This window comes from Ruegeria sp. CH11, assembly GCF_056537105.1.
Genome location: NZ_JBQFQX010000057.1, coordinates 1 through 818 on the forward strand (window position 1 = coordinate 1; position 818 = coordinate 818).

Annotated in this window: 1 protein-coding gene; it reads left to right on the forward strand. The window is 50.1% G+C overall.

Going from position 1 to position 818, the window contains the following annotated elements:
• Positions 1-82: 82 nt before the first annotated feature.
• On the forward strand, positions 83-766 hold the full coding sequence (locus ACR0LX_RS22980; RefSeq protein ID WP_480785637.1) for an IS6 family transposase: 684 nt from the start codon (positions 83-85) through the stop codon (positions 764-766).
• The last annotated feature ends 52 nt before the right edge of the window (positions 767-818 follow it).

Sequence of the window (818 nt, forward strand, 5' to 3'; positions counted from 1 at the left end):
CGGTTCTGTCGCAAAATTAATTCCCACCTGTCAGGTCAAACGTAGTTTTGGTAGCGCATGCTCAAAATTACAGGAGCAGACCGTGACAATCTCATTCAAGGGCGCGCACTTTCCGAAAGAAGTGATCTTGTACGCTGTTTTCTTCTATCTCCGATACGGTGTGTCATATCGGGATCTGGAAGAAATCATGGCGGAAAGAGGCGTTAAACTGGATCACGCGACGCTGAACCGTTGGGTGAGTCGATATGCGGGCCTTGTAGCTGATGCTTCACGGTACAAAAAGCGCCCAGCCGATCGTTCATGGCGCATGGATGAGACCTATGTGAAGGTGAAGGGTGAGTGGGTTTATCTCTATCGCGCCATCGACAAACACGGAAAGACCCTTGATTTCATGCTATCCAAGCGCCGGAATAAAGCGGCTGCGACCAAGTTCTTCGCTCGTGCGCTTGAGGCGAACGGTTTGCCACGGAAAATTGTCATCGACAAAAGCGGTGCGAACACAGCTGGCATCAAAGCAATAAACAAGATGCTGAAAGGCTTTGGTTGTCCGGTACCGATTGAGATGGTCAGACGGAAATACCTCAACAACATCATTGAACAAGACCATCGCTTCATCAAACGTCGGATCAGGCCCATGCTGGGTTTCAAGTCTTTCGATTCAGCTGCATCTGCCCTGGCTGGCATCGAACTGGTCAACATGATCCGCAAAAGTCAATTCACGTCCGGACTCCGTCCATTTCAGCAGTTCGCCCGATTGGCGGGGTAAACCGATCTCCAATTCAACTGATGCTCTGCCATCTAAAGTTTGCGACAGAACC